This window comes from Cellulosimicrobium sp. G4 BAM 1002 (assembly GCF_057126935.1).
In genome coordinates this window covers 2,306,610-2,333,422 of record NZ_CP182109.1, presented here as the reverse complement: position 1 = coordinate 2,333,422, position 26,813 = coordinate 2,306,610, and the positions used below count along the sequence as shown (strand labels likewise).

Below are 26,813 nucleotides of genomic sequence, written 5' to 3'. Positions count from 1 at the left end.
GATATTCTGACAAACTCCGGTTTGCCTGGTCAGACGCGCCGGAGGAGCGTGAGGTGCATCGCGTCGGTGCCGTGGACGTGAGGCCACAGCTGCACGTCGTGGCGGTCACCGAGCTCGATCGAGTCGCGCGCATCCGGTCGCACGACGTCGCGCACGACGGCCGGCGCGTCGAGCACCTCGACGTCGTCTCGCCGGCGCAGGACGTCGGAGACGACGACCTGGGTCTCGGCGAGGTGTGGCGAGCACGTGACGTAGCCGACCACTCCCCCGGGCCGGACGGCGTCGAGCGCCGAGTCCAGGAGCTCGCGCTGGAGCCCGGTGAGGGTCGCGAGGTCCGCGGGCGTGCGCCGCCAGCGCGACTCGGGCCGGCGGCGGAGCGCACCGAGCCCGGTGCACGGCGCGTCGAGGAGCACGCGGTCGTACGCGCCAGGCTCGTCCTGCCCGACGGCGCGCCCGTCGCCCGTGCGGACCGCCTCCACAGCGCCGGCCGGGACGGCGGCGAGCGCCTTCTCGACGAGGCGCGCGCGGTGGGGCTGCACCTCGTTCGCGACCAGCCGCGCGCCGCGCTCGGCCGCGAGCGCCCCGAGGAGCGCGGCCTTCCCGCCGGGGCCGGCGCACAGGTCGAGCCAGCGCGCGTCCGAGACGTCCGGTGCGTCGTCGGACGAGGGCGCGAGGGGCGCGGCGGCGAGGGCGAGGGCGACGAGCTGGCTGCCCTCGTCCTGGACTCCGGCCCGGCCGTCGCGCACGGCTCCGAAGGAGGCGGGGTCGCCGCCCTCGAGGCGCAGCGCGGTGGGCGCCCAGCGGGTGGGCTCGAGGCGGTCGTCACCGCCCGACAGCTCGGCCGGGTCGGCCAGGCCGGGACGGGCGACGAGCGTGACGCGCGGGGCGTCGTTGTCGGCGGCGAGGAGCGCGTCGAGCTCGGTGACGGGGCGTCCGTTGCCGGCGAGGGCGTCACGGAGCGCTCGCGCGATCCACACGGGGTGGCTCTGGGTGGCCGCGAGCGCCGCGAGGGGGTCCGGGGCGTCGTGGGTGAGGGTGGTGAGCCACTCGTCGAGGGGGGTGCGGCCGACGCGGCGCAGGACCGCGTTGACGAGCTGGGCGCTGCCGGCGCCGGTGCGTTCGCGGGCGAGGCCGACGGTCTCGGAGACGGCGGCGTGCTGCGGGACGCGCATGCCGAGGAGCTGGTGGGCCCCGAGGCGCAGGAGGTCGAGCACGGGGGCGTCGAGGCGGTCGAGGGGTCGGTCGAGGCAGCGCGCGAGGATCGCGTCGTAGCGTCCGCGCAGGCGCAGGGTGCCGTAGGCGAGCTCGGTCGCGAACCCGGCGTCGCGGCCGCGGATGCCGCGTTCGCGCAGGAGGGGTGGCAGGACGAGGTTCGCGTAGGCGTCGGAGCCGTCGACCTGGCGCAGGACGTCGAACGCGACGGTGCGGGCGGGGTCGGTGCCCTTGCGACGCTGGGAGGGGGCGACGGAGCTGCGGGTGGCCTCCCCGCGCGACCGGGCGGCGCCGCGCTGGCGCCCGCGGGCGTCGCGCCGGTCGGGGTTCGAACGTCCGTTCGAACCCCGGTCCGAGCGGCCTCCCGTGGGGCGGTCGTCGCTCATGCTGCCGCTCCCGTCCCGAGCACGAGGTCCTCGGCGAGCCGGGCGCCGCGCGCCCAGTCGGCCGCGGGCATGTGCTTCTTGCCGACGGGCGCGACGTCCCCGAGCTGCACGGCGTGCGTCGCGGTGCCGACGAGGACCTCCTTCTTTCCGGCACGGACCTGGCCGGGGGCGAGGTCGACGACGTCGGGGCGCGGGACGACGGGTCCGAGCCCGAGGCGAGCAGGGCCGCCGTCGGGTCCGGTCACGACGGTCCAGGCCCCGGGGGCTGGCGTGCAGCCCCGCACCAGCCGGTCGACCGCGAGCGCCGGGTGGTCCCAGCGCACCTCGGCGTCGGCAGGAGTGAGCTTCGCGGCGTGCGAGACGCCGTCCGCGGGCTGGGGCTGCGGGCGCAGCGTGCCGTCCTCGAGCGCGTCGAGCGTCGCGACGAGGAGGTCCGCCCCGGAGACGGCGAGCCGGCCGAGGAGGTCACCGGCGGTGTCGCGCGGGCGGATGGTCTCGGTCGTGGTTCCCAGGGTCGGGCCCGAGTCCAGGCCCTGCTCGATGAGGAACGTCGTGGCACCGGTGACCTCGTCCCCGGCGATGATCGCGCGCTGCACGGGTGCGGCCCCGCGCCAGGCGGGCAGGACGGAGAAGTGCAGGTTGACCCAGCCGTGCCGCGGCACCGCGAGCACGTCGGGGCGCAGGATCTCCCCGTACGCGACGACGGGCGCGGCGTCGACGTCCAGCGCGGCGAGGCGCGCGAGGAACTCCTCGCCGCGGGGCCGGTCGGTCACGACGGGTATGCCCGCCTCCTCGGCGCGCACGCGCACCGGGCTGGGGGTCAGGCGCCGTCCCCGGCCCGCCGGGGCGTCCGCGCGTGTGAGGACGGCGACGACGTCGTGACGGGAGGCGATGAGGGCGTCGAGGGACGGGACCGCGGTATCCGGGGTCCCGGCGAACAGCAGGCGCATGGGCCCGAGTCTAGGCGGCGACGTCGGTCCGCCCCGCGCCCGGTCCCGGTCGACCGGGTCGTGGTGCTACCCCTGGGCAGGGGTCCCCGCGTGCCCCGGTCCGCCCACGGCTCGGCCACCGAGCGGGTCGTCGAGCCGGACGTCGATCGTGCGCATCACCCGGGACTCCGGGCAGGCCGACCCGTCGTCGATCTCGTGGACCACCAGCCGCACCGTGATCTCCACCGACTCGTCGCTCTCCGTCACGTCGACGCCGGCGTACTCCTCGCAGGAGGGTCCGTACTCCACCACGATCGGCAGCACGTGGCTCGAGGGGTCGGCGCCCGACGCGACGTACCAGGTGCCGGTCCGCGACGAGGAGCCGTCACCACACCCGGCGAGTGCCACGACGCAGACCGCGGCCGCCACGAGGCGGACGGTACCGACGAGCCACGCCCGCTTCATCCCGCCAGTCAACCAAGACCACCCGCCACGGCCGCACGACGGGAGTGCGGGTGCGTCCGCGGACCCGGGGCGGCGAAGTGCTCGGAGGCGTCAGGACGACGGGACGGGCACGCCCAGGTCCCGCAGCGCCGCGCGCAGACCGGGTGTTCCGTCGAACAGGTGCGTGCGCAGGCCGAGCCTCGCGGCGGCATCGACGTTCGCCGGGCTGTCGTCGGTGAACAGCGTGCGGGCAGGGTCGAGGCCGAACCGGTCGATCGCGAGCGCGAAGATCGCGGGGTCCGGCTTGGCGAGGCCCTCCCGTCCGGAGACGAGGACGTCGTCCATGAGGGTCGTCGCCGGCGCGGCGTGGGCCGCGTGCGGGTACAGCTCGGCGGACCAGTTCGTGAGCCCGTACAGGCGCAGGCCGAGGTCGCGCAGCTCCTGCACGAGCTCTGCGGAACCCTCCACCGGCCCGGTCAGGGTCGACGCGAAGTGCTCGACGTACCGCTCGAGGAGCTCGACGTGGTGCGGGTGCGACGCGCTGACGAGCTCGCGCGCCTGCGCCCACGTGCCGCCGGCGTCGCGCTCGTGGTTGAGGGCGCGGAAGTCCACGTCGGCGAAGAACGCGTCGACGACGCCGCGGTCGAGCCCCGCGTACGCGCCGTAGGGGTCCCACCCGACCAGCACGTTCCCGAAGTCGTACAGCACGGCGTCGATCAGGCGTTCGGCCTCACCGCCGGTGGAAGGGTCGCCGGTGAGGTTCGCGGGCGGGTGGTACGTCACAGGATCTCCTTGGGGTCGAGCTCGACACGGACGGCTCCCGGCTCGCGGCGTGCCGAGCGGACGGCCACGGACGCGGCGAGCTCACGGGCGAGGCGGCGGCCGTCGCGCACCGGGACGCGCACCACGGCGCGCACCGGTGGCGTGTCGCCCGGCGACGGCGGCGCCCCCGACGATCCACGCCCCGCCCGCGACGACGGCGCGGCCGGGACCTCGACGGGACCCAGCACGGTGTCGGGACCTGCGAGCGCGACACGGTCGAGCACCGCGGCGACCGCGGCCCGCTCCCCCGTCACCGCCGCCACGCGGACCGCCGGCGGGAGCGCGAGCTCGGCGCGCTCGTCGAGCTCCCGGCTCGCGAGCCCCGCGGGGTCCCAGCGCACGAGCGCATTCGTCGGCGCCGGTGCCGCGTCGCCGACGAGAAGGACCTGTCCACCGGCGGTCGCGGACCGCACGAGCGCGGCCGCGGCGAGCCAGCGCGCGAGGGCGTCCTGCGCGACGTCGAGCCCCACGTGCGCGGTGCTGACCGCCGCGTCGAGCAGCAGCGCCGCGACGTACCCGCCGCCAGCGACCGGCTCGGCGCCCGGCGTCGCCACCACGAGCGCGGGCCGCGACGACACCGCCGCGAGCACGCCCCCGGCGGCGGCCGCCCCGGAGACGAGCACCGGGACACCGGGGAACGCACGCCCCAGCTCCTCCGCCGTGCGCTGCGACCCGACCCGCACCGAGCGCAGGCCGGTCCAGTGGCACTCCGGGCACGACCAGCCGCCCGCGAGCGCCCCGCACCACGCGCACTGCGGGGTCGCCCCGGGACCGGTCAGGGACAGCGGGCCGTGGCACGCGGTGCAGCGCGCCGGCGTGCGGCAGCGTCCGCACGCCACGACGGGCACGTAACCCGAGCGCGGGACCTGGACCAGGACGGGGCCGTGCTCGAGCGCGGCGCGCGCCGCTCGCCACGCCGCCGTCGGGATGCGCGCCGCTGCGCCGGGACCCTCGGCCGCCAGCTCGACCGAGGTCAGGGCGCGCACGCGCGGAGCACGTGCGCGCACCACGTCGCGGGGAGCGGCGAGCTCGTGCGCCCAGCCGCGCGCGACGAGGGCCTGCGCCGCGACCGTGCGTCCGTGCGACCCCACCAGGAACGCCGCCTCCTCGTGCTCGCTGCGCAGCGCCAGGACCTCCCGCGCGTGCGGGTAGGGCGCGCGCGGCTCGGCGAGCGTGCCCTCACCGTCGTTCCAGCACACGACGAGGCCCAGGTCGACGACCGGGGCGAAGGCCGCGGCCCGCGTCCCGACGACGACGCGCGCGCTCCCGTGCAGCACCGCGAGGAACGCGCGGTACCGGGGGGTGGGACCCTCGTCCGCGGTCAGGCGCACGACGTCGCCGCCGGTCACCTGGTCCCACGCCTCCAGGCCCGCGTCCGCGAGCGCCGCGCAGACCTGCTCCACGTCCCGGGCGTCGGGCACGACGACGAGCGCGCCCCGCCCGCCCGAGCGCGCCGCCCGCACCGCCTCCGCGACCGCCGCCGCCCAGTGCGTGACCGGTGGCGGTTCCGCGCCACGCCGGGGTCTGCGGGCGGACGAGCGCCCGTCCGTCCCCGAGCGGGTCGACGCCTCTGCTCCGGTATCGCGGGAGTCCGTGCGGTGGCCCGGGCCGGGGCCCGCGGGGTCGTCCACGAGACCGGGCAGCGCGGTCCACACGGCGCGCGGCGCACCGCCGCCCGCGACGTGCGACAGGAACGCGGCACCCGCCCGGTACGGCGCCCAGGCCGAGGGACGACGGGCCACCGGGGGTGCTCCGACGGCCGCCGGCTCCCCGACGTCGTCGGTGGCAGCCTCGGCGCCCCCGTCGGGCACCACGTCGGGCACCGCGTCGCCCGGCACGCCCCGGTCGGCGACCGCCGCGGCGAGGGACTGCTCGACGCGCGCGTGCCGCGGCGGGACGGCGAGGCGCAGCACGTCCGACAGGGTGCCGGCGTAGTGGTCGGCGACGGCGCGCGCGAGGCGCGCCACCGCGGGCGACAGCACCGGCTCTGGCGAGACAACGCGGCGCAGCGGCAGGAGGCGCCCGTCGTGGTCGGAGCGGTCGAGCCGCTCCAGCACGTACCCGTCGACGTCGCGCCCGGCGAACCGCACCTTGACGCGCGCGCCGGGGCGCGCGTCGTCGGACATCGGTGCGGGCACGAGGTAGTCGAACGCCCGGTCCAGGTGCGGCGGCGAGAGGTCGAGGACGAGCCGGGCCACCGGCTGGTCGGTCGCGACCTGGAGCGACGCGGGCGGTGCGGGGCGCCGCTCACGCCGTGCGGGCACGACGCCGGGCAGGGTGTCCTGCACCGCCACCGTCGTGTCGTCCTGCTCGCTCACGGCGCTATCGAACCACGCGCCGCCCTCACGACGACCCTCGCGCCATGGTCCGGGTGGGGCGCTCTCGACGGTCTCGGCAGCGCCCGGGTCACACCTGCGACTGCAGGTCGGCGACGCGGTCGGTGCGCTCCCACGTGAAGCCCTCGTGCTCGCGGCCGAAGTGCCCGTAGGCGGCGGTCGGTGCGTAGATGGGACGCAGCAGGTCGAGGTCCCGGATGATCGCCGCAGGGCGCAGGTCGAACACCTCGCGGATCGCGACGGTGATGCGCTCCACCGGGACCGTCTCGGTGCCGAACGTCTCGACGTACAGGCCCACGGGGTGCGCCTTGCCGATCGCGTACGCGACCTGGACCTCGCACCGGCGCGCGAGCCCCGCCGCGACGACGTTCTTCGCGACCCAGCGCGTCGCGTACGCCGCGGAGCGGTCCACCTTCGACGGGTCCTTGCCCGAGAAGGCGCCACCGCCGTGACGGGCCATGCCGCCGTACGTGTCGACGATGATCTTGCGGCCCGTCAGGCCGGCGTCGCCGCGCGGGCCGCCGATGACGAACGTTCCCGTCGGGTTGACGAACAGACGTGTCGCGCTCGTGTCGAGATCCAGACCCGCGGCCTCGAGCACCGGGGACACCACGTCGTCCGCGACCAGCCGCTGCAGCTTCTCCTGCAGCACGTCCGGGTCGTGCTGCGTCGAGAGCACCACCGTGTCCAGGCTCACGGCGCGATCGCCGTCGTACCCGATGGTCACCTGCGTCTTGCCGTCCGGGCGCAGGCCCGGGACGCTCCCGTCCTTCCGGACCAGTGCGAGTCGCTCCGCGAGCCGGTGCGCGAGCCACACCGGCAGCGGCATGAGGCTGGGCGTGTCGTCGCTCGCGTAGCCGAACATCAGGCCCTGGTCGCCCGCGCCCTGGGCGTCGAGCGGGTCGTGCGCCGCGCCGGGGGCGTCGGCGTCGTCGCGCTCCTCGAGGCTCTTGTCGACGCCCTGGGCGATGTCCGGCGACTGCTGGCCGATGGAGACCGACACGCCGCACGAGTCGGCGTCGAAGCCGATCGCCGAGGACGTGTAGCCGATGCGCCGCACGACGTCGCGCACGATCTGCGGGATCTCGACGTACGCGTCGGTCGTCACCTCGCCCGCGACGTGCACGAGGCCCGTGGTGACCATGGTCTCCACGGCGACGCGCGACGTCGGGTCCTGGGCCAGGAGCGCGTCGAGGATGGAGTCGGAGATCTGGTCGCAGACCTTGTCCGGGTGCCCCTCGGTGACGGACTCGGACGTGAACAGTCGCAGCTCGGCCATGGCCGACAGCCTACTGTCCCGAAGCGTGGTCGCGACCATCCGTCCAGCGAGACGAGGCCGACGTCACGAGGTGGCGCCGCCGGCAGGGGCGCCCAGCTTCACCACGACGTCCCACACCGCGTCGGCGACCTCACGCTTGGTCCCGCTCGCGCTCGCGACGACGTCGCCCGCGCCGTCGACGACGGTCACCTCGTTGACCTCGGCCCCGAAGCCCCGGCCCTCGCCCACCGCGTTGACCACGAGCAGGTCGGCGCCCTTGCGACGCGCCTTCGCGCGCCCGTGCTCGAGCACGCCGCCCGTCGCGTCTCCCGTCTCGGCGGCGAACCCGACGACGACCTGGCCCGGGCGCAGCCTGTCGTGCGCGAGCTCGGCGAGCACGTCCGGGTTCTCCACGAGCGCGATCGGCTCGGGCGCGCGACCGGGCACCTTCTTGATCTTCGCGTCGGGCGCGTGCACGGGGCGGAAGTCCGCGACCGCGGCCGCCATCACGACGACGTCGGCCGTCGCCGCGGCCGCGCGCACCGCGTCGCGCAGCTGGGCGGTCGACTCGACGGCGACCACCTCGTCGACGTCACCCGGGACGACGTCCGCCGCGAGGTTCGCCGCCACGAGGGTGACGTGCGCGCCGCGCGCCCGCGCCGCCTGGGCGAGGGCCACGCCCTGGCGCCCGCTCGACCGGTTCCCGATGAACCGCACGGGGTCGATCGGCTCGCGCGTCCCGCCCGCCGACACGACGACCCGGCGTCCCGCGAGATCCTGGCCGACCTCCGCCGTCGCGCCGGACACGACCTCGAGCGCGACGCGCGCGATCTCGTCCGGCTCCGGCAGACGGCCGGGCCCGGTGTCCGCCCCCGTGAGCCGACCCGAGGCCGGCTCGATGACGTGCACGCCACGCGCGCGCAGCGTCGCGACGTTCGCGACCGTCGCCGGGTGCTCCCACATCTCCGTGTGCATCGCAGGCGCCATGACGACCGGGCACCGCGCCGTGAGCAGCGTGGAGGTGAGCAGGTCGTCCGCGCGGCCGGTCGCCGCGCGCGACAGCAGGTCCGCCGTCGCCGGTGCGACGACCACGAGGTCCGCGCCCTGGCCGAGCGCCACGTGCGGGACGTGCTCGACGTCCTCGAACACCTGGTCGGTCGCAGGCTCGCCTGACAGCGCCTCCCAGGTCGGCGCGCCGACGAACCGCAGCGCAGAGGCCGTGGGCACGACGCGCACCCGGTGCCCCTGCTCGCGCAGCAGACGCAGCAGCAGCACCGCCTTGTACGCCGCGACGCCGCCGCTCACCCCGAGCACGATCCTCATGCGCTCACCCTGTCCTCTCGTCGAACGACCCGCGAACGCTCCGGACGCACGAACGCCGCGCCCTCCGTGGCGGAGGCGCGCGGCGTACGGGCTCAGGCCTCGGTGCCCTCGGGCGGCTCCACCGACTCGATCGTGAGGAGGCCCGCGCTGATCTCGCGCATCGCGATCGACAGCGGCTTCTCCTGGTTGCGCGTCTCCAGCAGCGGGCCGACGTTCTCGAGCAGGCCCTCGCTGAGCTGCGAGTAGTACGCGTTGATCTGCCGCGCACGCTTCGCCGAGTAGATGACGAGCGCGTACTTCGAGTCGACGTGGCCGAGCAGCTCGTCGATCGGCGGGTCGGTGATGCCCTCGGGGGCGGCGACGGTTCCGGACACAGTTCGCTCCGTGGGTTCAAGGGTCTGCAGCGGGCCGCTGCAGCTGGTCGGTGGCGGTGGCGGTGCGGGCCGAGCTCCGGGCGGTACGAGGACCGCGGGCCGGGCGAGTGGACCCGGCGCGAGCGCGCCCGCGCGCGGGCACCGCAGGACAGTCTACTCGCTGCGGCCGGCAGCCGCGGGGTCCGGGGTGAGACCCGTCGGGACCGGTCGCGGCTCGAGCCCCATGACGCGCACGAGCTCGTCCGTCGCGCGGTGCACCTCGTCGTTGACGATGACGTGGTCGAACTCCGCCTCGGCCGCGAGCTCGACGCGCGCCGTCGTGAGCCGACGCTCGCGCTCCTCCTCGTCCTCCGTGCCACGCCCCACCAGACGACGCACGAGCTCGTCCCAGCTCGGCGGCGCGAGGAACACGAACCGCGCCTCGGGCATCGACGCGCGCACCTGGCGCGCGCCCTGCAGGTCGATCTCCAGGAGCGCCGGCACGCCCGCCGCGAGCTTCTCCTCCACCGCCCGGCGGGGCGTGCCGTAGCTGTTGCGCCCGTGCACCACGGCCCACTCGAGCAGCTCGCGGTCCGCGACCATGCGGGCGAACTCGTCCGTCCCGACGAACAGGTAGTGGACGCCGTCCTCCTCCCCCGGTCGCGGGTCCCGCGTCGTCGCGGAGACGGACAGCCAGACCTCCGGGTACCGGGCCCGGATGTCGGCGGACACGGTGCCCTTCCCGACGGCGGTCGGACCCGCCAGGACGGTCAGGCGGGCGGGGCTGGGGACGACGGACGGGTGCGTGGAAATGTCAGCCAAACCTCTCGATGAGCGCCGCGGACTGGTGGGGACCGAGGCCGCGGACACGACGTGTCTCGGCGATCCCGATCTCCTCCATGATCGCCCGAGCCTTCACCTTACCCACGCCGGGGAGGGACTCGAGCAACGCGACGACCTTGAGCTTGCCGATCATGTCGTCCGTCTGCCCGCGCTCGATGACCTCCTTCAACGAGCCCTGGGAGTACTTGAGGCGGTTCTTCACCTCGGCGCGCACCCGGCGCGCCTCCGCGGCCTTCTCGAGCGCCGCCGCGCGCTGTTCTGGGGTCAGGGGTGGAAGTGCCACGCAAGTCACCTACTCCTCGTCAGGCGGATGGGCCCATGCAGCCGGCCCGAGCACCCGCACAGGTGACCCGAACGGGACGAAACCCCCGGGCGACCTGCGCCGACGCGCGCAGCCGACCCCTCGAACGTAGCGAGCCTCACCCGTTCCGGCAACGACAAGGCAGGGCGCGTCGCACGCGCCCGCCCGCGACGGCGCCCGCACGGAGGACGGTGGGTGGGCCCGGCAAGGGTCCAGGTCACCGGCCGACGAGGCGCGCGACGAGCGCGTCGCGCACCTCGGCCGTGACCCCGCACGCCGCGAGGTACCCGTCCACGCTCCCGTGCTCGCGCGCCGCCAGCTCCCACGCGCTCGCAAGGTAGTCGGGCTCGACCGTGAGGAGCGGTGCCAGCGCCTCCGGGGACAGACCCGGGACGGGCGGGATCACCGCCGCCAGCCCGTCCGCGGCCGCCGCGCTCGCGAGGTACTCGGCCGTGCGGTCGTCGTCGGAGACGCCCGCCACGTGCTGGACGAGGGCTACCACCCAGCCCGTGCGGTCCTTGCCGGCCGAGCAGTGCACGACGGCGGCACCGTCCGACGACGCGACGTCGGCCAGGACCCGCCCGACCGTCGCACGGATGCCCGGGTCGGTGACGAACGTCGAGTACACCCCGAGCATCATGCGGCGCGCGACCGCGGCCGGGTCGTCCGCGGTGAGGAGCCCGGCCACCAGGGCGGCGGGGTCCGCCGAGCCACCGCCGTCGCTCAGGCCCCGCGCCGGGTCCATACCGCGCCGCAGGACGCGTGCGGTGCCCGGGACGACGTCCGCGCCGTCGCGCTCGAGCTCGTCCTGCCCGCGCAGGTCCAGCACTGTCGTCACGCCCAGGTCGGCGAGCGCCGACTGCCCCTGCGGCGTCAGCCGCGACAGGCTCGCCGTGCGCAGCAGGACGCCCGTGCGCAGGGGGTCGGAGTGCCCGACGGGCACGGCGCGGCCACCGACGTCCCGCGCGTTCCACGTGCCGGGCACGTCGAGCGCGCCGGGGACCGCCGTCGCCGCGTCGATCCGAGCGGGTGCGGACGGGGCCGGCGAGGTCGCATCGGGGGAGCTCATGGAGGCAGTCTCGCAGGTCAGCGCGGGTCGGCGCAGGTCAGCGCACGGATGCCGGACCGAGCGCGCACGACGGGCCGGTGCGCAGAGGCGCACCGGCCCGTCGGTAGCGGGTCAGCCCCGCAGGGCGTGGGCCGCGTCGTCGGTCGCCGCACGTGCGGCGTCCCGGAGCGCGGCGACGTCCGGTCCGGCGCGCAGCACCCCGCGCGAGGAGGACGCGAGCACCTGGCGACGCGCGGCACCGAACACGGCGGCGAGCTCGGCCGCACCCGCGCCCTGGGCGCCCACGCCGGGCGCGAGGAGCGGGCCCCGCACCGCGGTGAGGTCCGTCCCGGTGCGGGCCGCCGCGTCGCCGATCGTCGCGCCGACGACGAGCCCGACGGACCCGAGCGCGTCACCGGCCTCGACGGCGGGCGCGTTGAGCAGCGCCGCCTCGCGCGCGACCTGCGCGGCCACCGTCTCGGTGCCCGCCCCCGCGCCGCGCCGCGCGTGCTGCACCTCCTGACCCTCCTTGTTCGAGGTCAGGCACAGCACGAACAGCCCGCGCCCCGTGCCCAGGGCGAGGTCGACGGCCGGACGCAGCGAGCCGAACCCGAGGTACGGAGACACGGTGAGCGCGTCCGCCGCGAGCGGCGAGCCGTCGCGCAGGTACGCCTCCGCGTACGCGGACATCGTCGAGCCGATGTCGCCGCGCTTGGCGTCCATGACGACGAGCGTGCCCGCGGCGCGCGCGGCGGCCAGGACGTCCTCGAGCGCCGCGACCCCGCGCGACCCGTGGCGCTCGAAGAACGCGGACTGCGGCTTGACGGCCGCGACGCGCCCGCCGACCGCCTCCACGACGCGCAGGCCGAAGTCGCGCAGCCCGCTCGCGTCGTCGGGCAGGCCCCAGTCGGCGAGCAGCTCGGGGTGCGGGTCGATGCCGACGCACAGCGGCCCGTGGTCGTCCATCGCCGCCGCGAGGCGCGCGCCGAACGCGCTCACGCGCCGACCCGCTCGGTCGTGGCACCGGTCGACGCGGCGCCGGCGGCCGTCAGGCCCCGCGCGGTGGCGGCACCGAGGCCGTCGCCGCTCATGTGCTCCTGCAGGCTCGCGACCTCGAACGGGCCCGCGAGGACCGCCTCGATGCCCTGCACGGCGGCGGCGAGCTGGTCGACCGTCGTCGCGATGGGCTTGTCCGCCGCGGTCGTCGCGGCGCGGATCTCGTAGCCGTCGGCGCGCGCGCCCTGCCCGGACGGGGTGTTGATGACCATGTCCACCTCGCCCGCGGTGATGAGGTCGACGATCGTCGGCTCGCCGTCCGCGCCGCGCCCCGAGGAGAACTTGCGCACCACACGCGACGCGATGCCGTTGCGACGCAGCACGCTCGAGGTGCCCGCGGTCGCCAGGATCTCGAACCCGAGCTCGGCGAGCCGCTTGACCGGGAACACGATCGAGCGCTTGTCGCGGTCCGCGACCGAGACGAACACGCGGCCCGACGTCGGCAGCCCGCCGAACGCCGCCGCCTGCGACTTCGCGAACGCGTGCGGGAAGTCACGGTCGAAGCCCATGACCTCGCCCGTCGAGCGCATCTCCGGGCCGAGGACCGTGTCGACGACCGTGCCGTCGGCCGTGCGGAACCGCTTGAACGGCAGGACGGCCTCCTTGACGGCGATCGGGGCGTCCAGGGGCAGCGTGCCGCCGTCGCCCGTGGCGGGCAGGATCCCCGCGGCCCGCAGGTCGGCGATCGAGTCGCCCACCATGACGCGCGCTGCGGCCTTGGCGAGCGACGTGCCCGTCGCCTTGGAGACGAACGGCACCGTGCGCGACGCGCGCGGGTTGGCCTCGAGCACGTAGAGCACGTCGGACACGAGCGCGTACTGCACGTTGAGCAGCCCGCGGACGCCGACGCCCTTCGCGATCGCCTCGGTCGAGCGGCGGATGCGCTCGATCTCGGTGTCCGAAAGCGACACCGGGGGCAGGACGCACGCCGAGTCGCCCGAGTGGATGCCCGCCTCCTCGATGTGCTCCATCACGCCGCCGAGGAACATCTCGATGCCGTCGTACAGCGCGTCGACGTCGATCTCCATCGCGTCGTCGAGGAACCGGTCGATGAGCAGCGGCGCGGGCAGCGTGCCGGCCGTCCGGTCCTCCGCCGCGGCGGCCTCCAGCGCGCGCTCCACGTAGCCCGTGAGCTGCTCCTGGGAGTAGACGATCTCCATGCCGCGCCCACCGAGCACGTACGACGGCCGCACGAGCACCGGGTAGCCGATCCCCGCCGCGACGCCCGTCGCCTCCTCGAGCGAGCGCGCCGTGCCGAACGCCGGCGCCGGCAGCCCCGCCTCGACGAGGACCCGGCCGAACTCGCCGCGGTCCTCCGCGGCGTCGATCGCCTCGGGGCTCGTGCCGAGGATCGGCAGGCCCGCGTCCGCGAGGCGCTGGGCGAGCGCGAGGGGCGTCTGGCCGCCGAGCTGGACGATGATGCCCTTGACCGGCCCGGCGGCGAGCTCGGCGTGGTAGACCTCGAGGACGTCCTCGAACGTCAGCGGCTCGAAGTACAGGCGGTCCGACGTGTCGTAGTCGGTCGAGACCGTCTCCGGGTTGCAGTTCACCATGACCGTCTCGTACCGCTCGCGCAGCGTGAGCGCGGCGTGCACGCACGAGTAGTCGAACTCGATGCCCTGGCCGATGCGGTTCGGGCCCGAGCCGAGGATGATCACGGCCTCGCGCTCGCGCGGCGCGACCTCCGTCTCGAGGTCGTACGACGAGTAGTGGTACGGCGTGCGCGCCGCGAACTCGGCGGCGCACGTGTCGACCGTCTTGTACACGGGGCGCACGCCGAGGGCGTACCGCACCTCACGCACCGTGGCCTCGCCCGCCGGGCCCATGCCCCGCAGGCGCGCCACCTGCGCGTCGGACAGGCCGTGCTTCTTCGCCTCGCGCAGCACGTCCTCGGTGAGCGCGGGCGCGTCCGTGACGGCGGCCGCGACCTCGTTGACGAGCTGGATCTGGTCGAGGTACCAAGGGTCGATCTTGGTCGCCTCGAACACCTGCTCGACGCTCGCCCCGGCGCGCAGCGCCTGCTGGACGCCGATGATCCGGTTCTCCGTCGGGCGGGCGATCTTCACGAGGAGGTCGTCGAGCGCGGCGCCGGAGACCGGCTCGCCGTCCCAGTGGAACACCGAGCCGCCCTTGTCGATCGAGCGCAGCGCCTTGCCGAGCGCCTCGGTGAAGTTGCGCCCGAGCGCCATCGCCTCGCCGACCGACTTCATGGTCGTCGACAGCGTCGGGTCCGCGGCCGGGAACTTCTCGAACGCGAACCGTGGGACCTTGACCACGACGTAGTCGAGCGTCGGCTCGAAGGACGCCGGGGTGACCTGCGTGATGTCGTTGGGGATCTCGTCGAGCGTGTAGCCCACGGCGAGCTTCGCGGCGATCTTCGCGATCGGGAACCCGGTGGCCTTCGACGCGAGCGCCGACGAGCGCGACACGCGCGGGTTCATCTCGATGACGATGACGCGGCCCGTGTCGGGGTGCACGGCGTACTGGATGTTGCAGCCGCCCGTGTCGACGCCGACCTCGCGGATGACGGCGATGCCGATGTCGCGCAGCTTCTGGTACTCGCGGTCGGTGAGGGTGAGCGCCGGAGCGACCGTGATCGAGTCGCCCGTGTGCACGCCGACCGGGTCGACGTTCTCGATCGAGCACACGACGACGACGTTGTCGTGCTTGTCGCGCATGAGCTCGAGCTCGTACTCCTTCCAGCCGAGGATGGACTCCTCCAGGAGCACCTCGGTGGTCGGCGAGTAGTGCAGGCCCTGGCCGACGATGCGGCGCAGGTCCGTCTCGTCGTAGGCGATGCCCGAGCCGAGGCCGCCCATCGTGAAGGACGGGCGCACGACCATCGGGTACCCGAGGTCGTCCGCCGCGGCGAGCGCCTCCTCGACGGTGTGGATGATCGCGGAGCGCGCGGACTCGCCGCCGCACTTCTCGACGACGTCCTTGAACTGCTGGCGGTCCTCACCCTTCTCGATCGCGGCGATGTTCGCCCCGATGAGCTCGACGCCGTACTCCTCCAGCACGCCGGCCGCGTCGAGCGCGATCGCCGCGTTGAGCGCGGTCTGCCCACCGAGGGTGGGCAGGAGCGCGTCGGGCCGCTCCTTGGCGATGATCGACGTGAGGACCTCGGTCGTGATGGGCTCGACGTACGTGGCGTCGGCGAACTCCGGGTCGGTCATGATCGTGGCCGGGTTGGAGTTCACGAGGACGACCCGCAGGCCCTCCTCCTTGAGCACGCGGCACGCCTGGGTGCCCGAGTAGTCGAACTCGCAGGCCTGGCCGATGACGATGGGGCCGGACCCGATGACCAGGACGCTGGAGATGTCGGTTCTGCGAGGCACGGTCAGTTCTCCTTGCTGGTCTGCGGGGCTGCCTCGGAGCCGGCCACGGCCGCGGTGCGGCTCGCCGTCATGAGCTCGACGAAGCGGTCGAAGAGGTAGGCCGCGTCGTGCGGGCCGGCCGCGGCCTCGGGGTGGTACTGGACGGAGAAGGCGGGCAGGTCGAGGCACTCGAGGCCCTCGACGACCTGGTCGTTGAGCCCGACGTGGGACACGACGACGCGCCCGTACCGGCCGCCGTCGTGCGGGGCGACGGACTCACCGTCGAGCGGCGCATCGACCGCGAACCCGTGGTTGTGCGCGGTGACCTCGACCTTGCGCGTGCGGCGGTCCATGACGGGCTGGTTGATGCCGCGGTGCCCGTAGGCGAGCTTGTAGGTGCCGTACCCGAGCGCGCGCCCGAGGATCTGGTTGCCGAAGCAGATGCCGAAGAACGGCGTGCGGCGGTCGAGCACGCCGCGCAGGAGCTCGACCTCGTGCGTCGCCGCCCCGGGGTCGCCCGGGCCGTTGGAGAAGAACACGCCGTCGGGCGTGAGCGCCTCGATGTCCTCGATCGTCGAGGCGGCGGGGACCACGTGCACGCGCACGCCGCGCTGCGCGAGGCGCTCGGGCGTCATGGACTTGATGCCGAGGTCGACGGCCACCACGGTGGCGACCGGTTCGCCGTCCCGGGTCGTGCCCTCGAAGGGCTCGACGACGTACGCCTCGTCCGTGCTCACCTCGCGCGCCAGGTCGGCACCGGCCATCGCGGGGGCGGCCTTCACCTCGGCGACGAGGTCCTCCGTCGTGCGGGGGTAGCCGTCGCGCACGAGCGCGTCGCCCGAGAAGATGCCCGCGCGCATGACGCCGAGCTCGCGCAGGTGGCGCGTGAGGGCGCGCGTGTCGACGTCGCTGATGCCGACGATCCCCTGCTCGGCCAGCTCGTCGTCGAGGGAGCGCACCGAGCGCCAGTTCGACGGACGCCGGGCCGCGTCGCGCACGACGTAGCCGGCGACCCAGATCTTGCCGGACTCGGGGTCCTCGTCGTTGACGCCGGTGTTCCCGATGTGGGGGGCCGTCATGACGACGATCTGGCGGTGGTAGGAGGGGTCGGTGAGCGTCTCCTGGTAGCCGGTCATGCCGGTGTTGAAGACGATCTCGCCGACGGTCGTGCCGCGCGCGCCGTAGGCACGCCCGGTCTGCACGGTGCCGTCCTCGAGGACGAGCAGGGCCCGGTCGGGAGTGTGGGTGGTGGTGGTCACTGAGGCGATCACTGCGCTTCCTTGTCGTTCGGGTCGGTGCCGGGGGCCGCGCCGTCGCGCGTGCTCCCCGTGCCGTCCTGGTCTGCGGGGGCGTCGGTGGCGCTGGTCGGCGCCCCGGTTCGTCGCTCGGGGTCCTCGGCGACGAGCGCGCGCACCGCGTCCAGGAGACGCGCGACGTCGTGGTCGTGGCGGGGCAGGAGGCCGGTGTCGAGCTCGACCCGCGGGAGCACCGGTGCGGGCGGCTCGACGACCTCTCCCGCAGCGGCCGCGTCGGCGGGCGGCACCGGCGCCGCGGGCACGGCCCACGTCACCACGACGATGGCCTCCTTGCCCACGAACTTGCCCGCCATCCCGGGCGAGAGGGCGACCCCCTGCACGGCTGCGGCGGGGACCCACAGGTCGGGTGCCCCGCGGCGCGCGACGTGCACGCCGCCGTCGTGCACGGTGACCTGGCCCTGCGAGCGGTCCCCCAGGCCGTGGGCCCCGACGCGCGCGAGCCAGTCGCCCGCCAGCGTGCTGGAGACGTAGAGCGCGTCGAGCGGCCCGAGCGTCACGGGACCGCGCGCGGGCTCGGCGGGCACGGCAGGCGGCGTCGGCACGACACCGACGGAGCGGCCGGCGAGGCGGCGGCGCCCGACGAGCACGAGCGTCAGCAGGACGACGCCGAGGACGACCCAGATGCCGACTGCGACGGGCTGGGGCAGGTTCACGCGGAGATCCCCTCCCGGCCGTCCCGCACCGCGTCGACGGGCGCGCCGTCGAGCACGGTGGCGCGTCCCCGCAGGAACGTCGCGACGACGCGCCCGGGCAGCTCGCGGCCCTGGAAGGGCGTGTTGGTGCTGCTCGTCGCCTGGTCGGCACCGTCGACGACGCGGCGGGCGGCCGGGTCGACGAGGGTGACGTTCGCCGGCTCGCCGACCGCCAGGGGCCGGCCCTGCGCGCGGTCGCCGGTGTCGATGCGCCCGATGCGCGCGGGGTTCGCGGACAGCACGCGCGCCACGTCCGCCCACGTGAGCCGGCCGGTGTCGACCATGGTCTCCTGCACGACGCTGAGCGCGGTCTCGAGGCCGGTCATGCCGAACGCGGCCGCGGCCCACTCGCAGTCCTTGTCCTCGCGCGTGTGGGGCGCGTGGTCGGTCGCGACGATGTCGATCGTGCCGTCCGCGAGGCCCTCGCGCACCGCCTCGACGTCGGCCGCGGTGCGCAGGGGCGGGTTGACCTTGAACGTCGGGTCGTACCCGCGCGCGAGGTCGTCGGTGAGGACGAGGTGGTGGGGCGTGACCTCGGCGGTGACGTCGATGCCGCGGCCCTTCGCCCAGCGCACGATCTCCACCGAGCCGGCCGTGGACAGGTGGCACACGTGCAGGCGCGAGCCCACGTGCTCGGCGAGCAGGACGTCGCGCGCGATGATCGCCTCCTCGGCCACCGCGGGCCAGCCCGCGAGGCCGAGCTCGGCGGAGACGACGCCCTCGTTCATCTGGGCGCCCTCCGTGAGGCGCGGCTCCTGCGCGTGCTGGGCCACGACGCCGTCGAACGCCTTGACGTACTCCAGCGCTCGGCGCATGAGGATCGGGTCGTCGACGCACTTGCCGTCGTCGGAGAAGACCCGTACGCGTGCGGCCGAGTCGGCCATCGCGCCGAGCTCGGCGAGCTGCTTCCCCGCGAGCCCGACGGAGACCGCACCGACGGGGTGCACGTCGACCCAGCCGGCGTCGCGCCCGATGCGCCACACCTGCTCGACGACGCCCGCCGTGTCGGCGACCGGCGTCGTGTTCGCCATGGCGTGCACGGCGGTGAAGCCGCCCGCCGCGGCGGCGCGCGTGCCGGAGGTGATGGTCTCGGCGTCCTCGCGGCCCGGCTCGCGCAGGTGCGTGTGGAGGTCGACGAGGCCGGGCAGGGCGACGAGGCCGGTCGCGTCCAGCACGACTACGTCGTCGGCTCCGTCGGTGGATGACCCGGCGCGCGCCGCACCGGGCGCCGCGATCTCGGCGATCACGCCGTCCGCGAGGACGAGGTCGACCGGGTCGCCGCCGAGCGGGCGGGCGCCGCGCAGGACGTACGTGGTGGTTGCGGCGCTGCTCACGAGGTGGCGACCCTTTCGGCGGTGGGGACGGGCTGCGGTGCGACGGCCTCGGGCGCGTCCGCGCCGTCGGGTCCGTCGCTGCCCGCGAGGAGGAGGTAGAGCACGGCCATGCGCACGGCGACGCCGTTCGCGACCTGCTCGACGATGACGGCGCGCGGGGAGTCCGCGGCCTGCGCGGAGATCTCCAGGCCCCGGTTCATCGGGCCCGGGTGCATGACGACCGCGTGGTCGGCCAGCAGGCCCAGGCGGCGGCCGTCGAGGCCGTACTTGCGCGTGTACTCGAGGGGGTTGGGGAAGAACGCCCCGCCGCCCGTGCCCGATCCGCTCATGCGCTCACGCTGCACGCGCAGCATCATGACGGCGTCAGGGCCTTCGTGCGGGCCGTGGCCCGCGAGCGTCGCGTCCAGGTCGTAGGACACGGCGCACGGCCACGTCTCGACCCCGACCGGCAGCAGCGTGGGCGGCGCGACGAGCGTCACCCGCGCCCCGAGCGTGTGCAGCAGGTGCACGTTGGAGCGCGCGACGCGGGAGTGCAGCACGTCGCCGACGATCGTCACGTGCCGCCCGTCGAGACCCGCGCCGCGCGCCGCGGCGTCGTCCGGCCCGCTCGCGCCGGGCGCGGTCAGGCCGGAGCCCGACAGGTGCCGGCGCAGCGTGTACGCGTCGAGCAGCGCCTGCGTCGGGTGCTGGTGCGTGCCGTCCCCCGCGTTGACGACCGCGGCGTCGAGCCAGCCCGCGTGGGCGAGCAGGTGCGGCGCGCCTGACGCCTGGTGCCGCACGACGACCGCGTCGGCGCCCATCGCCTGGAGCGTGAGCGCGGTGTCCTTGAGGGACTCGCCCTTGGACACGCTCGATCCCTTGGCGGAGAAGTTGATGACGTCGGCCGAGAGGCGCTTGGCCGCCGTCTCGAAGGAGATGCGCGTGCGCGTCGAGTCCTCGTAGAAGAGGTTGACGACCGTGCGACCCCGCAGCGTCGGGAGCTTCTTGATCTCGCGCGACTGCGTCGCGGCCATCTGCGCTGCGGTGTCGAGGATGCGCACCGTCTCGGCGCGCGTCAGCTCCTGGGTGGACAGCAGGTGCCTCATGCGCCCGCCTCGCCCTCGCCCGGGGTGTCCTGCGCGCGGGTCGCGGACCGGATGACGACGGCGTCGGACACGGGCTCGCCCGTCGAGCCGTCCCGCTCGCCGTCGACCTCGACGAGTCGCACGCTCACGCGCTCCGACGTGGAGGTCGGCAGGTTCTTGCCGACGAAGTCGGGGCGGATCGGCAGCTCGCGGTGGCCGCGGTCGACGAGCGCGGCGAGCTGCACGGCGCGCGGGCGCCCCAGGTCGCTGATCGCGTCGAGGGCCGCGCGGATCGTGCGCCCCGAGTACAGGACGTCGTCCACGAGGACGACGACCTTGCCGTCGATGCCTGACGCGGGCAGGCGCGTCGCACCGATCGTGCGCGTCGGGTGCCGGTGCAGGTCGTCCCGGTACATCGTCACGTCGAGCTCGCCGACGATCTCGTGCGGGTCGAGCGGGGCCTCGCCGTCGGTGGGCGGTCCCTCGATGGCGACCAACCGCTCGGCGAGCCGCGTCGCGAGCGGGACGCCGCGCGTCGGGATCCCGAGCAGGACCAGGTCGTGAGCACCCTTGTTGCGCTCCACGATCTCGTGGGCGATGCGCGTCAGTGCGCGCGCGATGTCTGCGGCCGTCAGGACGACGGTCCCTGCGGACGACGGTGCGGTCGGTGGTGGTGTGGGCACAGCGGCGCCAGAGCTCATGCTCGGCGACCTCCTTCCCCGCCTCACAGGACGGGCCTTAAAGGATGTCTGACGGTCACCCACCCTACCGCCGCCCGGCGCGGGGCAGGCGTCGCGTCCCGCCGGGTGGGACGCGGCGTCGGTCACACGCCGGTGACCGGCGCCGCGCGGAGCTGCCGGCACGCGCGGGCGGCGACCGGCTCAGGCCGTGATCGTCGGCTTCATCTCGACGATGCGGGCGAGCAGCCCGTTGACGAACGACGGCGAGTCGTCGGTCGACAGCGAGCGCGCGAGGTCGACGGCCTCGTCGATCGCGACGACGTCGGGCACGTCGTCGTTGAAGAGGATCTCCCAGCCACCGATGCGCAACAGCGCCCGGTCCACGGCCGGCATCCGCTCGAGCGTCCAGCCGTGCGAGTAGGTCTCGAGCAGCTCGTCGATGCGGTCCCGGTGCGCGAGGACGCCCTCGACGATGTCGACCGCGTACTGCGGCAGGGCGGTCTGCGCGGTGCCCGGGTCGGCGACGCGCTCCGCCAGGAGGGTCGTCGGGTCCACGTGACGCTGCTCCGCCTCGAAGAGGACGTCGAGCGCGCGCTTGCGCGCCTTGGTGCGTGCGGCCATGTCGTCAGTCCGTCGGCTGCCGGCGGGTCAGTCGTTCACGCGGCCGAGGTACGACCCGTCGCGCGTGTCGACCTTGACCCGGGTGCCCTGCTCGAGGAAGAGCGGGACCTGGATCTGGGCACCCGTCTCGAGCGTCGCCGGCTTGGTGCCACCCGTCGAGCGGTCGCCCTGCAGGCCCGGCTCGGTGTAGGTGATCTCGAGGACGACCGACGGCGGCAGCTCGATGTAGAGCGGCTGGCCGTCGTTCGTCGCGACGAGCACGTTCTGGCTCTCGAGCAGGTAGTCCTTCGCGCCGCCGACGACCTCGGGCGCGATGGTGATCTGGTCGTACGTCGACGTGTCCATGAACACGTAGTCGGCGCCGTCCATGTACAGGTACTGGTAGTCCCGACGGTCGACGTTGGCGGTCTCGATCTTGAGCCCCGCGTTGAAGGTCTTGTCGATCGTCTTGCCGGACAGCACGTTCTTGATCTTCGTGCGGACGAACGCGCCACCCTTGCCGGGCTTGACGTGCTGGAACTCGATCACGGTCCACAGCTGGCCGTCGAGTCGAAGCACGGTGCCGTTCTTGATGTCGTTGGTGGTCGCCACGTTCGTCTTCCTGTCGGAGGGTCTACGAGCCCCGCGGCACCCGACGACCCGCGCCGGTAGAGGCACGACGGGACGCCCGGAGGGCGGAGCGGGAAATGGGCCTTGCCGATCTTACCGGAGCGCGACGAGCACCGCGTTCGCCGCGACCCCGACGGTGGCTGCCCAGCACATCGACGCGAGCGTCCCGATGACGAAGCGCTCGGAGGCGACGGGGTGCTCGCGCAGCTCCGGGTAGCGCCCCAGGCCCTTGACCGCCACGACGAACGCGATACCGCCCGGCTGTCCGGCGAGCAGGCAGCCCGTGATCGCGAAGCGCTCCAGGATGCCGATCCATGTCCCCCCGCGCAGCGCCTTGACGGCCTCCGTCCCGATGGGTCCGGTCGTTGGCGGCGGTGGCGGCGGGACGGGCACCGCGGACGGGTCTGCCGCCCCGCCCCCACGCCCGGGGCGACGTCCACGCCCGGGGACGGGCCGCGCCGTCGGGCCTCCCGAGCGCGCGGCCGCGCGCAGCACCCACTGCGTCACCACGCCGCCCCCCAGCACGCTCGCGACGAGCGCGACGAGCCACACGAGCACGACCAGGACGACCGTCACCGGGTCCGTCATCCGTCCACCTCTTCCTCGAGCTCTCCGAGCAGCCGCACGACGAGCGGCCGCACCGCGGCCTCCTCCGGCCACAGCGCCGACCGCAGCCGCTGGCTCACCGCCTGCTCGGTCACCCCGAGCGCACGGGCCACATCCTTCTGCGTGCCACCCACACGCGCGAGCTCGTCCACGGCCTCCCACCCGCGGGCGGTCCGGCGGTCGGCGACCCGGGCGAGCAGCCGTAGCAGCGCCTCGACCTCCTCGGCGCGCCCCGGTGCCCCTCCCCGGACGGCGACCGGCGCGGTGGCAGCGCGCGACTTGGCCTGCTCGACGGCGTCGCGGGCACGGACGAACGCCTCCCCCGACGCCTCGCGCGAGACCGCGGGCAGCGGCGCGTCGACCGCCCCGACGCCCAGCCCCACGCTCCATCCCCCGTCCCGCAGCAGGTCGAGCACGACGTCGACGACCGTGCCCGGGTCGTCGAGGACGCCCTGGACCTCGTCGCCCACCGTGCGGTCGAAGGGCACCACGACACCGGGCCGGCCCGTGAGCACGTCGCGCAGGTGCCGCAGCAGATCCGGCACGAGGTCGGGACGCCCCGTGCTCGAGCGCTGGTCCACGGTCAGCACGAACATGCCTCAAGCCTAGAGCATTGATTCAGCAGTATCAATACCAAAGACTTGATCCTCCGCGATCAAGGCCCTAGCGATCGCCGAGCCTCATGCGGCGAGGCGCGCGGCGACGGCCTCCAGAGCCAGGCGGTAGGAGTCGAAGCCGAACCCTGCGACGGTGCCCGTCGCCACCGCGCCGACGACCGAGTGGGCGCGGAACGCCTCGCGCGCCGCCGGGTTGCTCAGGTGCACCTCGACGAGCAGGAGCCCCGACGTCGTCACCTGCGCCGCGGCGTCGCGCACCGCGTACGAGTAGTGGGTGAACGCCGCCGGGTTGAGCACCACGTGCGCCCGCGCGTCGACCGCCTCGTGGAGCCAGCCGACCAGCTCGGACTCGTCGTCGGTCTGGCGGACGTCGACCTCGAGCTCGAGCGCGCTCCCCCACGCGAGCGCCGACTCCTGCAGGTCGGCCATCGACGCCGAGCCGTAGATCTCCGGCTCACGCACGCCGAGCCGGCCGAGGTTGGGTCCGTTGAGGACGAGCACGCGTTCCATGGGCGGAGCCTAGCGACCGCGGCCGGGCGCGAGGGCGGGACGACCGGAAGCCGGGACCGGCCAGGTGCCGAACCTGACCTCAGAGCGCGATCGGGCCGCGGCCCGTGGGGGCGTCGGCGCTGATCTCGGCGTACGCGGCAGCGAGCAGGGTCGGGTCCGGTCCCTCGAGCCGCGTGGGGCGCGCGACGCCGTCGAGCACGACGAAGCGCAGCAGGTCGCCGCGCGTCTTCTTGTCGCGGCGCATCGCGGACAGGAGCTGCTCCCAGCGGTCGCCCCGGTACGTGAGCGGCAGGCCGAGCGATCCGAGGATGGCGCGGTGGCGCTCGACCACGTCGTCGTCGAGCCTGCCCGCGAGGCGCGCGAGCTCGGCGGCGAACACCATGCCGACGGACACCGCCGCGCCGTGGCGCCACTGGTAGCGCTCCGTGAGCTCGACCGCGTGGCCGAGCGTGTGGCCGTAGTTGAGGATCTCGCGCAGGCCGGCCTCCCTGAGGTCCTCCCCCACGACCCGAGCCTTGACCGCGACGGACCGCTCGACGAGCTCGGCGACGACCGACCACGTCTCGTCCGTCGTCGGGCGGGTGCCCCACGCGCTCAGGGCCTCGGCGTGCTCCTCGACGAGCTCGAGGATGCGCTCGTCGGCGATGAACCCGGTCTTGACGACCTCGGCCATGCCGGCGACGAAGTCCCAGCGCCCGAGCGACTCGAGCGCCGCGAGGTCGCACAGCACGCCCGCCGGCGGGTGGAACGACCCGACGAGGTTCTTGCCCTCCGCGGTGTTGATGCCCGTCTTGCCGCCGACGGCCGCGTCGACCATCGCGAGCAGCGTCGTCGGGACGTGCACCACGCGGATCCCGCGCAGCCACGTCGCGGCGACGAACCCGCCGAGGTCGGTGGTCGCGCCGCCGCCGACCGTGACGATCGCGTCGGTGCGCGTGAAGTCGGCCTGCCCGAGCACGCCCCACAGGAAGGCGGCAACCTGCGCGGTCTTGGCCTCCTCCGCGTCAGGGACCTCCGCGACGTAGGCCTCGTAGCCCGACGCCTTGAGGTCCTCGTGGACGACCTCCGCGGTCGCGGCGAGCGCGGCCGGGTGCACGACGAGCACGCGGCGCACGCGCTCGCCCAGCAGTGCCGGCAGCTCACCGAGCAGGTGCCGGCCGACGACGACGTCGTACGGCTGCTCCCCGGCGACCCGCACCCGGGTCGGAGCCGTGGGGGCGCCGGCGTCGGGCGTCCGGGTCGACCGAGGGGCCGGCCCGGAGGTCGTGTCGGGGGCGGGGGTCGTGTCGCTCACGCGTGCTCCTGCTCGGCGGTGTCGTTCGGGTGCGGGGCGGACGGGGCGGCGTCGGGCTGCCCGAGGTGGTCGCGGACCTCGCGCGCCACCTGCGCGGGCGTGCAGGCGTCGGTCAGGACGTGCAGGGTCGCGACCCGCTCGTACACCGGTCGGCGCGCCTCCATGAGGGCGGCCCACCGGGCGCGCGGGTTGCCCAGGAGCAACGGGCGCGACTGGTTGAACCCGACGCGGGGGGCGGCGTGCGCGAGGCTGACGTCGAGGAAGACGACGGTCCCGCCGGCCGCCACGTACGCGGCGAGCGCGGCCTGCGTGTGCTCGTCGAGGACGGCGCCCCCTCCCAGGGCGAGCACGCCGTCGTGCGTGGCGAGCGCCGTCGTGACGGCCTCGCGCTCGAGCTCGCGGAAGTGCGGCTCGCCGTCCTCGACGAAGATGTCGGCCACGGGCTTGCCCGCGGCGGTCTCGACGTCGGTGTCGGTGTCGCGCTGGGCGAGGTTCAGGAGCTCGGCGAGGTGGCGCGAGACGGTCGACTTGCCGCTGCCGGGAGGCCCGACGAGGACGACGACCGGTCGCGTGCCAGGAGGGACGGGCGTCATCAGCGCTGCAGCTCCGGGATCGCCGCGAGGTAGGCCTCGGCGTTGCGGCGGACCTCGGCCACGGAGTCGCCGCCGAACTTCTCGATCGCCTGCTCGGCGAGGACGAGCGCGACCATCGCCTCGGCGACGACGGCCGCGGGCGGGACGGCGCACACGTCGGAGCGCTGGTGCTGGGCCTTCGCGACGTCGCCCGTCACGACGTCGACCGTCGCGAGCGCGCGCGGCACGGTCGAGATGGGCTTCATCGCCGCACGCACGCGCACGACCTCGCCGTTCGACATGCCGCCCTCGACACCGCCCGCACGGTTGCTCAGGCGGTGGATGCGGCCGTCGTCACCGCGCTCGATCTCGTCGTGCGCGGCGGACCCGCGACGCCGCGCGGTGCGGAAGCCGTCGCCGACCTCGACGCCCTTGATCGCCTGGATCCCCATGAGGACCGCGGCGAGGCGCGCGTCGAGACGGCGGTCGCTCTGCGCGTACGTGCCGAGGCCCGACGGCACCCCGTAGGCGAGGACCTCGACGACGCCTCCGAGCGTGTCGCCCGCCTTCTGGCAGTCGTCGATCTCGGCCACCATCGCCGCGGACGTCGCGGCGTCGAAGCAGCGCACCGGGTCGGCGTCGAGCGCCGCGACGTCGTCGGGACCGGGCACGGGCGCGTCCTCGGGCGCCTCGACGGGACCGATCGCCACGACGTGCGACACGAGCCGGACGCCGAGCGCCTGCTCGAGGAACTTCGCCGCCGCGGTGCCGAGCGCGACTCGCGCCGCGGTCTCGCGCGCCGAGGCGCGCTCGAGCACGGGGCGCGCGTCCTCGAAGCCGTACTTGCGCATGCCGACGAGGTCGGCGTGGCCCGGGCGCGGGCGCGTGAGCGGGCGGTTGCGGGCGATCTCGCGCTGGTCCCCCGTGCCGGCGTCGACGAGCAGCGCCTCGGGCGGGACGGGGTCGGACGACATGACGTCGACCCACTTGGGCCACTCGGAGTTGGCGATCTCCATCGCGAGGGGTCCGCCCTGGGTGCGTCCGTGGCGGAGCCCGCCGAGGATGCGCAGCGCGTCCTGCTCGAACTTCTGGCGCGAGCCGCGCCCGTAGCCGAGGCGTCGACGCGCGAGCGCCGCCTGCACGTCGGCCGTCGTGAGCTCCACCCCCGCCGGCAGCCCGTCGAGGATCCCGACCAGCGCCTCACCGTGCGACTCACCCGATGTCAACCAACGCAGCATGGGCGCCATCCTCCCACGCACGCACGACGCCC

Annotated in this window: 26 protein-coding genes; all 26 read right to left on the bottom strand. The window is 74.8% G+C overall.

Annotation, left to right across the window (positions count from 1 at the left end):
• Positions 1-29: 29 nt before the first annotated feature.
• Positions 30-1,598, bottom strand: coding sequence for an RsmB/NOP family class I SAM-dependent RNA methyltransferase (locus ACMXGY_RS10495; protein WP_483772943.1), 1,569 nt, complete (start codon positions 1,596-1,598; stop codon positions 30-32).
• On the bottom strand, positions 1,595-2,548 hold the full coding sequence (fmt, locus tag ACMXGY_RS10490) for a methionyl-tRNA formyltransferase (protein ID WP_483772942.1): 954 nt from the start codon (positions 2,546-2,548) through the stop codon (positions 1,595-1,597). The genes ACMXGY_RS10495 and fmt overlap by 4 nt, the downstream gene beginning before the upstream one ends.
• A 66-nt stretch (positions 2,549-2,614) precedes the next feature.
• Positions 2,615-2,992: a hypothetical protein gene (locus ACMXGY_RS10485; protein WP_483772941.1), complete on the bottom strand. Its 378-nt coding sequence runs from the start codon at positions 2,990-2,992 to the stop codon at positions 2,615-2,617.
• Between the two features lie 90 nt (positions 2,993-3,082).
• Positions 3,083-3,754: an HAD family hydrolase gene (locus ACMXGY_RS10480; protein ID WP_483772940.1), complete on the bottom strand. Its 672-nt coding sequence runs from the start codon at positions 3,752-3,754 to the stop codon at positions 3,083-3,085.
• A complete protein-coding gene (locus ACMXGY_RS10475) occupies positions 3,751-6,111 on the bottom strand; it encodes a primosomal protein N' family DNA-binding protein (protein WP_483772939.1) in 2,361 nt (786 codons plus the stop codon). Before ACMXGY_RS10475 ends, ACMXGY_RS10480 begins: the two co-directional genes overlap by 4 nt.
• A gap of 88 nt (positions 6,112-6,199) precedes the next feature.
• The gene (gene metK / locus ACMXGY_RS10470) at positions 6,200-7,408 is read right to left on the bottom strand and encodes a methionine adenosyltransferase (RefSeq protein WP_483772938.1); all 1,209 of its coding nucleotides are present in this window, start codon (positions 7,406-7,408) and stop codon (positions 6,200-6,202) included.
• 63 nt (positions 7,409-7,471) lie between these two features.
• Complete coding sequence (coaBC, locus tag ACMXGY_RS10465) at positions 7,472-8,710, bottom strand: bifunctional phosphopantothenoylcysteine decarboxylase/phosphopantothenate--cysteine ligase CoaBC (RefSeq protein WP_483772937.1); 1,239 nt, start codon at positions 8,708-8,710, stop codon at positions 7,472-7,474.
• Positions 8,711-8,802: 92 nt separating this feature from the next.
• Positions 8,803-9,084 carry a DNA-directed RNA polymerase subunit omega gene (rpoZ, locus tag ACMXGY_RS10460; RefSeq protein WP_483772936.1) on the bottom strand — a complete coding sequence of 94 codons (282 nt, stop codon included), beginning with the start codon at positions 9,082-9,084 and terminating at the stop codon, positions 8,803-8,805.
• 153 nt (positions 9,085-9,237) lie between these two features.
• Positions 9,238-9,885 carry a guanylate kinase gene (gene gmk, locus ACMXGY_RS10455; protein WP_483772935.1) on the bottom strand — a complete coding sequence of 216 codons (648 nt, stop codon included), beginning with the start codon at positions 9,883-9,885 and terminating at the stop codon, positions 9,238-9,240.
• On the bottom strand, positions 9,878-10,189 hold the full coding sequence (gene mihF, locus ACMXGY_RS10450; protein WP_454043961.1) for an integration host factor, actinobacterial type: 312 nt from the start codon (positions 10,187-10,189) through the stop codon (positions 9,878-9,880). The genes gmk and mihF overlap by 8 nt, the downstream gene beginning before the upstream one ends.
• A 235-nt stretch (positions 10,190-10,424) precedes the next feature.
• Positions 10,425-11,276: a tyrosine-protein phosphatase gene (locus tag ACMXGY_RS10445; RefSeq protein ID WP_483772934.1), complete on the bottom strand. Its 852-nt coding sequence runs from the start codon at positions 11,274-11,276 to the stop codon at positions 10,425-10,427.
• Positions 11,277-11,387: 111 nt separating this feature from the next.
• Positions 11,388-12,221: an orotidine-5'-phosphate decarboxylase gene (gene pyrF, locus ACMXGY_RS10440; RefSeq protein ID WP_483776842.1), complete on the bottom strand. Its 834-nt coding sequence runs from the start codon at positions 12,219-12,221 to the stop codon at positions 11,388-11,390.
• A gap of 29 nt (positions 12,222-12,250) precedes the next feature.
• Entirely contained in the window at positions 12,251-15,649 is a 3,399-nt protein-coding gene (gene carB, locus ACMXGY_RS10435) for a carbamoyl-phosphate synthase large subunit (RefSeq protein ID WP_483772933.1), read from the bottom strand.
• Between the two features lie 2 nt (positions 15,650-15,651).
• On the bottom strand, positions 15,652-16,899 hold the full coding sequence (gene carA / locus ACMXGY_RS10430; RefSeq protein ID WP_483772932.1) for a glutamine-hydrolyzing carbamoyl-phosphate synthase small subunit: 1,248 nt from the start codon (positions 16,897-16,899) through the stop codon (positions 15,652-15,654).
• Positions 16,896-17,597, bottom strand: coding sequence for a PH-like domain-containing protein (locus tag ACMXGY_RS10425; RefSeq protein ID WP_483772931.1), 702 nt, complete (start codon positions 17,595-17,597; stop codon positions 16,896-16,898). The genes carA and ACMXGY_RS10425 overlap by 4 nt, the downstream gene beginning before the upstream one ends.
• Positions 17,594-18,970 carry a dihydroorotase gene (locus ACMXGY_RS10420; RefSeq protein WP_483776752.1) on the bottom strand — a complete coding sequence of 459 codons (1,377 nt, stop codon included), beginning with the start codon at positions 18,968-18,970 and terminating at the stop codon, positions 17,594-17,596. Before ACMXGY_RS10420 ends, ACMXGY_RS10425 begins: the two co-directional genes overlap by 4 nt.
• Positions 18,967-20,055 (bottom strand): aspartate carbamoyltransferase catalytic subunit, encoded by a 1,089-nt coding sequence (locus ACMXGY_RS10415; protein WP_483776751.1) that lies wholly within the window; start codon positions 20,053-20,055, stop codon positions 18,967-18,969. Before ACMXGY_RS10415 ends, ACMXGY_RS10420 begins: the two co-directional genes overlap by 4 nt.
• Entirely contained in the window at positions 20,052-20,735 is a 684-nt protein-coding gene (gene pyrR, locus ACMXGY_RS10410; protein ID WP_483776750.1) for a bifunctional pyr operon transcriptional regulator/uracil phosphoribosyltransferase PyrR, read from the bottom strand. The genes ACMXGY_RS10415 and pyrR overlap by 4 nt, the downstream gene beginning before the upstream one ends.
• A gap of 180 nt (positions 20,736-20,915) precedes the next feature.
• Positions 20,916-21,335: a transcription antitermination factor NusB gene (nusB, locus tag ACMXGY_RS10405; RefSeq protein ID WP_483776749.1), complete on the bottom strand. Its 420-nt coding sequence runs from the start codon at positions 21,333-21,335 to the stop codon at positions 20,916-20,918.
• A gap of 27 nt (positions 21,336-21,362) precedes the next feature.
• The gene (gene efp, locus ACMXGY_RS10400) at positions 21,363-21,926 is read right to left on the bottom strand and encodes an elongation factor P (protein ID WP_483776748.1); all 564 of its coding nucleotides are present in this window, start codon (positions 21,924-21,926) and stop codon (positions 21,363-21,365) included.
• A 111-nt stretch (positions 21,927-22,037) separates the two neighbouring features.
• Positions 22,038-22,532, bottom strand: a complete 495-nt coding sequence (locus ACMXGY_RS10395) for a hypothetical protein (protein WP_483776747.1) — start codon at positions 22,530-22,532, stop codon at positions 22,038-22,040.
• Positions 22,529-23,146 carry a hypothetical protein gene (locus ACMXGY_RS10390; protein ID WP_483776746.1) on the bottom strand — a complete coding sequence of 206 codons (618 nt, stop codon included), beginning with the start codon at positions 23,144-23,146 and terminating at the stop codon, positions 22,529-22,531. The genes ACMXGY_RS10395 and ACMXGY_RS10390 overlap by 4 nt, the downstream gene beginning before the upstream one ends.
• 84 nt (positions 23,147-23,230) lie before the next feature.
• Positions 23,231-23,677, bottom strand: a complete 447-nt coding sequence (locus ACMXGY_RS10385; RefSeq protein WP_483776745.1) for a type II 3-dehydroquinate dehydratase — start codon at positions 23,675-23,677, stop codon at positions 23,231-23,233.
• A gap of 79 nt (positions 23,678-23,756) precedes the next feature.
• Positions 23,757-24,875, bottom strand: a complete 1,119-nt coding sequence (aroB, locus tag ACMXGY_RS10380; protein ID WP_483776841.1) for a 3-dehydroquinate synthase — start codon at positions 24,873-24,875, stop codon at positions 23,757-23,759.
• 92 nt (positions 24,876-24,967) lie between these two features.
• On the bottom strand, positions 24,968-25,564 hold the full coding sequence (locus ACMXGY_RS10375; RefSeq protein WP_483776744.1) for a shikimate kinase: 597 nt from the start codon (positions 25,562-25,564) through the stop codon (positions 24,968-24,970).
• Positions 25,564-26,781, bottom strand: coding sequence for a chorismate synthase (gene aroC, locus ACMXGY_RS10370; RefSeq protein ID WP_483776743.1), 1,218 nt, complete (start codon positions 26,779-26,781; stop codon positions 25,564-25,566). Before aroC ends, ACMXGY_RS10375 begins: the two co-directional genes overlap by 1 nt.
• Positions 26,782-26,813: the final 32 nt, after the last annotated feature.

Coding starts and splice junctions, on each gene's coding strand:
- ACMXGY_RS10375 (WP_483776744.1), bottom strand. CDS start 25,564: ATGACGCCCGTCCCTCCTGGCACGCGACCGGTCGTCGTCCTCGTCGGG.
- ACMXGY_RS10415 (WP_483776751.1), bottom strand. CDS start 20,055: ATGAGGCACCTGCTGTCCACCCAGGAGCTGACGCGCGCCGAGACGGTG.
- ACMXGY_RS10385 (WP_483776745.1), bottom strand. CDS start 23,677: ATGGAACGCGTGCTCGTCCTCAACGGACCCAACCTCGGCCGGCTCGGC.
- coaBC (WP_483772937.1), bottom strand. CDS start 8,710: ATGAGGATCGTGCTCGGGGTGAGCGGCGGCGTCGCGGCGTACAAGGCG.
- ACMXGY_RS10445 (WP_483772934.1), bottom strand. CDS start 11,276: ATGAGCTCCCCCGATGCGACCTCGCCGGCCCCGTCCGCACCCGCTCGG.
- ACMXGY_RS10485 (WP_483772941.1), bottom strand. CDS start 2,992: ATGAAGCGGGCGTGGCTCGTCGGTACCGTCCGCCTCGTGGCGGCCGCG.
- ACMXGY_RS10395 (WP_483776747.1), bottom strand. CDS start 22,532: ATGACGGACCCGGTGACGGTCGTCCTGGTCGTGCTCGTGTGGCTCGTC.
- aroC (WP_483776743.1), bottom strand. CDS start 26,781: ATGCTGCGTTGGTTGACATCGGGTGAGTCGCACGGTGAGGCGCTGGTC.
- ACMXGY_RS10390 (WP_483776746.1), bottom strand. CDS start 23,146: ATGTTCGTGCTGACCGTGGACCAGCGCTCGAGCACGGGGCGTCCCGAC.
- nusB (WP_483776749.1), bottom strand. CDS start 21,335: ATGGCCGCACGCACCAAGGCGCGCAAGCGCGCGCTCGACGTCCTCTTC.
- fmt (WP_483772942.1), bottom strand. CDS start 2,548: ATGCGCCTGCTGTTCGCCGGGACCCCGGATACCGCGGTCCCGTCCCTC.
- ACMXGY_RS10495 (WP_483772943.1), bottom strand. CDS start 1,598: ATGAGCGACGACCGCCCCACGGGAGGCCGCTCGGACCGGGGTTCGAAC.
- pyrR (WP_483776750.1), bottom strand. CDS start 20,735: ATGAGCTCTGGCGCCGCTGTGCCCACACCACCACCGACCGCACCGTCG.
- metK (WP_483772938.1), bottom strand. CDS start 7,408: ATGGCCGAGCTGCGACTGTTCACGTCCGAGTCCGTCACCGAGGGGCAC.
- pyrF (WP_483776842.1), bottom strand. CDS start 12,221: ATGGACGACCACGGGCCGCTGTGCGTCGGCATCGACCCGCACCCCGAG.